Consider the following 6,516-nt stretch of genomic DNA (forward strand, 5'->3'; position numbering starts at 1 on the left):
GCGGCCGGATCGTGGGGTGGTGCCGCGTGGCGCCGCTGGGCGTCCCCGCGCCTGACGAACGTGCAGTCCGGGCTCGTGGAGGACGCCGTCGCCCTGGCCCTCACGGCGCTGGCCTGCCGCAACCGGCGCCGCCCGTACTGAGCGCTCAGCCCTCCTCGAGCAGGGTGCGCGCCAGGCGCCGGGCCTCCTCGGCCCCGTCGTAGCGCAGCTTGTAGGTCGCCGTGCGGCCGGAGCCGGTGATCTGCAGGAGGCTGCGCCGGGCCGCGAGGTGCTTGGTGTAGTTGCCCGTGTCGAGCAGGCCGAGGCGCTCGACCTCCGCGCGCAGGACGGCGTCCGGCACCGGGTGCCCCTCGTCCAGACCGCTCCAGCGCAGCGCCGCCAGCAGCAGCAGGGCGGCGTTCCCCACCCGCTCGGCGCGGTTGCGGCCCAGGCGAGCGACGTCGCCGGTCAGCCGCAGGCGGCCCGCGTGCTCGTCGTAGAGGCGGTCCAGCAGCTCCGGGCGGACGCCGAGCTGCGCGGCGACGCGCTGCCAGACCTCCTCGGGGCGCGGCGGCGGCGCGGCGGCCGCGGGAGCGACCGCGGCCACTGCGGGGACCGCGCGCAGCGCGGGAGCCGGCTGAGCGGGAGCGGGCTGTGCGTCGGCGTCCGGGTCGGCCTGCACGGCTGGCTCCGGCGCGCGGACCGCGGCGGGGGCGGGTACCGACCGGGCCGCCGGGACGGCGGCGGGAGCCGGTGCCGGGGAGGGGGCGGGTGAGGTCGAGACCCGGCCGCTGACGACCAGCTCGACCGCGGTGGTGAAGGCCAGCGGGCGCAGGTCAGCGGGGATGGCCGCGTGCTCCACGGCCTCGAGCGCCTGGCGGAGCGCCTGCGTCGCGTCCACGTCCACCTCCGTGCTGCCGCTGGGGTACTGGAGCGGGCCTCCGCACCGGAGGCGAGCGTAGTTCCGCAGGACGGTCCGCGTCGACGCGGACGCAGTACTCCGCGTCGCACTCCCGCGCGAGTTTCCCCACCGGCTGTGGAGTACGTACTCGCGTGACGCACTCCGTCGTCGTTCACGCGTCGCACGCGTGTAGTGCGTACGCGGCGTCAGGCCGCCAGTTTCTGCCAGTACGCGCCGCACTGGGCGGGTGCGCTCAGGAGACGCGGACCTCGTCGGCCCCGACCGCCACGACGTCGCCGCGGTGCAGCTGGCGCCCGCGCTCGGTGACGACGTCGCCGTTGACCCGCACGTCCTCCGCGGCCAGCAGCGGCTTGGCGTCGGCCCCGGTCTCCACGAGGTCGGCCAGCTTGAGGAACTGGCCGAGGCGGATCATGGGCTCGCTGATCGGGACGTCGCGCACGGCGCCATCCTCCTCCTGGTGCTGGGCCCGGCCGCCCGGGCCTGCCAGGCTCGGGCCGTGTCCACGCCCCGCCCCGCTCCGGCCGCCCCCGCCCGCTCGTCCCCCGCGGTCGGGGTGCTGGTGCCGGCCCTCGTCTCCGTCGCGGCCTGGTGGGCCTGGCTCGGCTGGGACGACGAGTACCAGACCGACCCGGTGACGGGCGTGGCCAGCGGGCCGTACGAGGCGTGGCAGGTCGTGGGCTGCGTGGCCACCCTGTTCGTCCTCGCCCTCGTCGGCGGGGCGCTGTGGCGCCCCCTGCGGGTCTCCCTCGCGATGACCCTGGGGTTCACGGCGGCGTGGACGGCGTGGGCCGCGGCCGAGGACGACAGCGGGTTGTTCATCGTCGGCGCGGTCCTCGTGGCCCTGGGCACGGGCGTCGGGTCCCTCCTCGTCACCCACCTCGGCCACGGGGGACGGCGCCTGCTCCAGCGCCGCCGGTCGCTCACCTAGCCCCGCACCCGCGCGACCTCGGCGGCGACCTGCTCGAAGCGCGCCCGGTCCAGCACGGCGCCCTCGCGCCGCACGGCCGAGGGGTCCAGGCGCAGCACCCGGTCGACGCGCACCTCGCTGGGCCGGCCCTGGCGGTCCCAGGCGCCGGAGCCGACGTCGACCCAGTGCCGGCCGGCCCGGGCCTCCTGCTCCGCGTCGCGGTCGTGGTCCTTGCTCGTGAGCATCAGGCCGAGCAGGGAGGCGCCGTCGCGGGCGAGGACGAGCACGGGCCGGTCCTTGCCGCGGCTGTGGTCCTCCTCGTAGGGCACCCAGGCCCACACCACCTCCCCGGGGTCGGGGTCGCCGTCCGCGTGCGGGGCGTACTGGGGGCGCACCGGACCGTCGACGTCGCCGGCGTAGGCGCCGTGGTCCCCGCGCGACGGGGGCGGAACGGCCGGCGCCGGCCCCGGCCGGGGCTGCGACCGGGGCTGCGACCGGGGCTGCACGGGGGGCGGCGTGCGCACCGCGGACGCCGCCGCGCGCAGCAGCAGCCTCAGCCCGCCGCGCAGCGCTCCCCCGCCGCGCACGTCAGCGGTCCCCGCCGAGCGCGTCCAGCGCGTCGTCGGCCGGCTCGAGCAGCTCCGCGCGCACCCGGGAGACCAGCTCGCCGAGCCGCTCGAGGAAGCGGGCCGTCTCGGGGCGGGACTCGTGCGCGGCGTGGGCCGCGCGGTCCCGGTAGACCTCGTAGAAGAGCCGGGCCAGGGGCTCGCCGTCGACGGTGTGCGTCGCGTAGAGCAGCGTCCCGGGCTCGTCGCGGATCCCGGGCAGCACCTCCCGCACGAGGGCGTCGAAGGCCTCGGCGGCGGCGGGGTCGGGCAGGTCGAAGCGCACGGCGATGGCGAACACCCGCGCAGCGTGCCCGCTGGCCGCGCCCCGCGCACGGCGAGCACCTACGGTGGAGCGTGATCCACGACGGCCGGCGCACGCCCCGGGAGCCCCGATGACCAGCACGCACGAGGAGCACTCGAAGGGCGGCGTCTACACGTCCCCCGGCAAGGAGTTCACCCGCGACACCCGCTACATCGACGACCGCATCACCGTCGACGGGCGCGACGGCTGGCCCGTGGAGGCCGGGCGCTACCGCCTCGTGGCCGCCCGCGCGTGCCCGTGGGCCAACCGCGCCGTGATCGTGCGCCGGCTGCTGGGACTGGAGGACGCGATCTCCCTCGGCCTGTGCGGTCCGACCCACGACGAGCGCAGCTGGACCTTCGACCTCGACGAGGGCGGCGTCGACCCGGTGCTGGGCATCGAGCGCCTGCAGCAGGCGTACTTCGCGCGCTTCCCCGACTACCCCCGCGGCATCACCGTCCCCGCCATCGTCGACGTGCCCTCCGGGGCGGTGGTCACCAACGACTACCCGCAGATGACGCTGGACCTGTCCACCGAGTGGACCGCCCTGCACCGCGAGGGAGCGCCCGACCTCTACCCCGAGGCCCACCGGGACGAGATCGACGAGATCAGCTCCCTCGTCTTCAAGGACGTCAACAACGGCGTCTACCGCTGCGGGTTCGCCGGCTCCCAGGGCGCCTACGACCGCGCGTACACCCGGCTCTTCGAGCGGCTCGACCAGCTGGAGGAGCGCCTGAGCTCCCAGCGCTACCTCGTCGGCGACACGATCACCGAGGCCGACGTGCGGCTCTTCACCACGCTGGCCCGCTTCGACGCGGTCTACCACGGGCACTTCAAGTGCAACCGGAACAAGCTCAGCGAGATGGGCGCCCTGTGGGCCTACGCCCGCGACCTGTTCCAGACGCCGGGGTTCGGCGACACCACCGACTTCGTGCAGATCAAGCAGCACTACTACGTCGTGCACCGGGACATCAACCCGACGCAGATCGTGCCGCAGGGGCCGGACCTGTCGAACTGGCTGACCCCGCACGGGCGCGAGGCGCTCGGCGGACGCCCCTTCGGCGACGGCACCCCGCCGCCTCCGCCGAAGCCGGCCGAGACCGTGCCGGCCGCGCACTCGGCTCAGGGCGGGTAGCGGGCGAGGGGCCTCCGGGCGCTGCCGCACCGGGCCGCGCCGCGGCAGTCCACCGCACCGGTGCGGTGCGGGGACCGCCTGGCGCGGTCGGGTCAGACCTTCAGCACCCCACCGGAGGCGGTGTGCTCGGTGGCGTCGGCGTCGTCGAACCAGTGCCCGTCGCTGGCGAGGTAGCGGAAGTGGACCTCGGAGCCGGCCGGGACGGTCACGGCGACGCTGCGGCTGCCGTTGCTGCGCTTGCGCAGCACGTGCTCGAACGGGCTCCAGTCGTTGAAGCTGCCGACGACCGAGATCGGTCCCTCCGGGGCGTCGGAGTCGACGACGAACGTGACCTTGACGTCATCGCTGCCCTTGACGGGCTGGACACGGATCATGGCGGGGGGTCCTCCAAGGAAGTGCGGGGCGGGGCGCACCGCGTCATGCCGGGCGCGCGGTGGCTGCACGGTAGCGGGTCCGCGTGTCGCGCGCGGCGTTTCGTCCGGTTCGGGGCGCCCCCGCCCGTGCCGGAGGGGGCCTGTCACCGCCCGTGCCGGACGTCCCCGGACGGGCTTCCGGGGTGGGCCGAGCAGCCCGGCGCGCACTAGGGTCGGCGGCGTCGGAACGACACGTCCACCCCGCACGCGGAGGCAGGCATCAGCAGCGAGTGCACCGGGAGCGAGCACGGTCGGCGGTGCCGCTCGCACCGGCCCGGCCACGCCCTCCCGTCCCTGCACGTCAAGCTCCTGCGCCGCACGCCCTGGGGCTGGCGCCCCGGCACCGTCACGGGCGTCGACGCCGACGGCTGGGTGACCGTGGAGGTGGCCGTGGAGGTGGCCGTGGAGCGGGCCGCGGAGGTGACCGTGGAGCGGGCTGGGGAGGTGGCCGTGGAGCCCGGCGCGGTGCGCGGCTGGCACCACCTCGACCTGCGCGGCGAGCTGCGCCCGGGCGACCCCGTGCACGTGCACGAGCGCCACTCCGCGCTGGCCGGCCGCTTCGGGGCGCTCAGCCTGCTCATCGCCAGCGGGGTCGGCCCGGTGCCCGACCCCGTGCCCCTGGAGGTGTGGAGCGCCTCCCCCGCCACGGTCATCGACCTGCGCACGCGCACGCCGGTCCCCACCCGGCCGCTGGACCTCGCACACCACAGCTAGGGGCGACGGCGCCCCGAGGAGAGGACCCCCGATGGACGCCCACTTCTTCCCCGGCGGCGTGGACGACGCCGTCCTCACCGCCGCCCGCGGCCTCGCCGCCGCCTTCCCCGAGACCGTCGGGGTCTGCGAGTCCCCCCTCTACCTCCACGCCCTCGACCCCGCCCCGCGGCGGCAGGTGGCGCTGGTCTCCGGCGGCGGCGCCGGCCACGAGCCCCTGCACGCCGGCTTCCTGGGCCGCGGCGGGCTGGACGCCGCGTGCGCGGGGCAGGTCTTCACCTCCCCGCACAACCGCCAGGTCTACGAGGCCAGCCGCGCCGTGGCGCGGCCGGGCGGCGTCCTGCACGTGGTGAAGAACTACACCGGCGACGTGATCAACTTCGCGATCGCGGCCGAGCGGCTGCGCGCCGAGGGCGTCGAGGTCGCCACCGTGCTCGTCGACGACGACCTCGCCACCGACACCGCGGAGGGCGAGGACGGAGGTGGGACCGGGCGCCGGGGCACGGCGGCCACCGTCGCCGTGGAGAAGATCCTCGGTGCGGCCGCCGACCGCGGCGCGGGGCTGGCCGAGCTGGCGGAGCTCGGCGCGGCCGTCGTGGCGCGCTCGCGCAGCGTCGCGGTGGCCAGCCGGGCCCAGACCTCGCTCGGCACCGGGCAGCCGGCGTTCGCCCTCGCCGACGACGAGCTGGAGTACGGCGTCGGCATCCACGGCGAGCGGGCGGCGCGGACGATCGAGCGGCCCGCGACCACCGCGCTCGTCGAGCGGATGGTCGACGAGCTGCTGGCCGCCGTCGAGCCGGGGCCCGAGGGCCTGCTCGTGCTCGTCAACGGCCTCGGCGCGGTGACCGAGCTCGAGCTGTACGCCCTGCACGCCGCCGTCGGGACCGCCCTCGCCGAGCGCGGGGCGGCCCCGGCGTCCTCGCTCGTCGGCACCTACACGGCGGCGCTCGACATGCGCGGGTTCTCCCTCACCCTCGTCGGCCTCGAGGAGGGCTGGCTGGACCTGTGGCTGGCGCCCACCGCCACCCCCGCCTTCCCGGCCCTGCAGCGGTGGGCACAGCCGACCGCGCCGGGCGAGACCGCGCCGGGCGGGGGCGCGCCGGCTCCGGCCCCGGACGCCGGGCCGGCGGCGTCACCGCGCAGCGTCGAGGTGCTCGAGCGCTACACCGCAGCGGTCGACGCGCTGCACGCCGACCTCACCCGCCTCGACCAGGTCTCCGGGGACGGCGACTTCGGCGACAACCTCGCCGGCGGGCTGCGCCGGGCCGCCCAGCTGGCCGGCTCCGGCGGTCCGCAGGGCCTGCGCGCCGCCGCGGCCGTCTTCCTCGACGACGTCGGCGGCACGAGCGGGCCGCTGTTCGGGCTCGTGTTCTCGGCGCTGGCCGAGGCCGGTGCCGGCGAGGGGGCCCACGGCGAGGGCGAGGACGCCGCGTCCTTCGCCCGCGCCCTCGACCGCGCGCTCGCCTCGGTGCAGCGCGTCGGCTCGGCGGAGGTCGGGGACCGCACGATGGTCGACGCCCTCGCCCCCGCGGCAGCCGCC

At 76.9% G+C, this 6,516-nt stretch carries 9 protein-coding genes and 1 pseudogene; 5 read left to right on the forward strand and 5 right to left on the reverse strand.

The genetic code is table 11. The features are described from left to right. Positions 1–145: 145 nt before the first annotated feature. Both AC5FZL_RS14590 and AC5FZL_RS14595 read right to left on the reverse strand, forming a co-directional pair. Complete coding sequence (locus AC5FZL_RS14590; RefSeq protein ID WP_493619616.1) at positions 146–880, reverse strand: hypothetical protein; 735 nt, start codon at positions 878–880, stop codon at positions 146–148. 253 nt (positions 881–1,133) lie between these two features. Beyond that, the gene (locus AC5FZL_RS14595) at positions 1,134–1,340 is read right to left on the reverse strand and encodes an RNA-binding S4 domain-containing protein (RefSeq protein WP_493619617.1); all 207 of its coding nucleotides are present in this window, start codon (positions 1,338–1,340) and stop codon (positions 1,134–1,136) included. Positions 1,341–1,397: 57 nt separating this feature from the next. Here AC5FZL_RS14595 and AC5FZL_RS14600 point away from each other — a divergent pair, with 57 nt between their 5' ends. Continuing rightward, on the forward strand, positions 1,398–1,829 hold the full coding sequence (locus AC5FZL_RS14600) for a hypothetical protein (RefSeq protein WP_493619618.1): 432 nt from the start codon (positions 1,398–1,400) through the stop codon (positions 1,827–1,829). On the opposite strand, the gene AC5FZL_RS14605 is transcribed toward AC5FZL_RS14600, so the two are convergent. Both AC5FZL_RS14605 and AC5FZL_RS14610 read right to left on the reverse strand, forming a co-directional pair. Beyond that, positions 1,826–2,395, reverse strand: a complete 570-nt coding sequence (locus tag AC5FZL_RS14605; protein ID WP_493619619.1) for a type II toxin-antitoxin system PemK/MazF family toxin — start codon at positions 2,393–2,395, stop codon at positions 1,826–1,828. The two genes, AC5FZL_RS14600 and AC5FZL_RS14605, sit on opposite strands and share 4 nt — an antisense overlap. A gap of 1 nt (position 2,396) precedes the next feature. Continuing rightward, on the reverse strand, positions 2,397–2,714 hold the full coding sequence (locus AC5FZL_RS14610) for a putative quinol monooxygenase (RefSeq protein WP_493619620.1): 318 nt from the start codon (positions 2,712–2,714) through the stop codon (positions 2,397–2,399). A gap of 94 nt (positions 2,715–2,808) precedes the next feature. Here AC5FZL_RS14610 and AC5FZL_RS14615 point away from each other — a divergent pair, with 94 nt between their 5' ends. Continuing rightward, on the forward strand, positions 2,809–3,852 hold the full coding sequence (locus tag AC5FZL_RS14615) for a glutathione S-transferase family protein (RefSeq protein WP_493619621.1): 1,044 nt from the start codon (positions 2,809–2,811) through the stop codon (positions 3,850–3,852). A gap of 92 nt (positions 3,853–3,944) precedes the next feature. Here the strand turns inward: AC5FZL_RS14615 and AC5FZL_RS14620 are convergent, their stop codons facing one another. Continuing rightward, the gene (locus tag AC5FZL_RS14620; RefSeq protein WP_493619622.1) at positions 3,945–4,226 is read right to left on the reverse strand and encodes an isoamylase early set domain-containing protein; all 282 of its coding nucleotides are present in this window, start codon (positions 4,224–4,226) and stop codon (positions 3,945–3,947) included. Positions 4,227–4,637: 411 nt separating this feature from the next. Between AC5FZL_RS14620 and AC5FZL_RS14625 the strand changes: the two genes are divergently transcribed. The 3 genes and pseudogenes from AC5FZL_RS14625 to AC5FZL_RS14635 form a co-directional block, all read left to right on the forward strand. Further along, positions 4,638–4,979, forward strand: a complete 342-nt coding sequence (locus AC5FZL_RS14625; protein ID WP_493619623.1) for a hypothetical protein — start codon at positions 4,638–4,640, stop codon at positions 4,977–4,979. A 31-nt stretch (positions 4,980–5,010) separates the two neighbouring features. Beyond that, a pseudogene (locus AC5FZL_RS14630) lies at positions 5,011–6,015 on the forward strand (dihydroxyacetone kinase subunit DhaK); the annotation flags it as partial. A gap of 111 nt (positions 6,016–6,126) precedes the next feature. Continuing rightward, positions 6,127–6,516 (forward strand): DAK2 domain-containing protein (locus AC5FZL_RS14635; RefSeq protein ID WP_493619624.1); only part of this gene is annotated, 390 nt, incomplete at its 3' end.

The sequence above is a fragment of the Quadrisphaera sp. DVD1 genome (assembly GCF_058932755.1).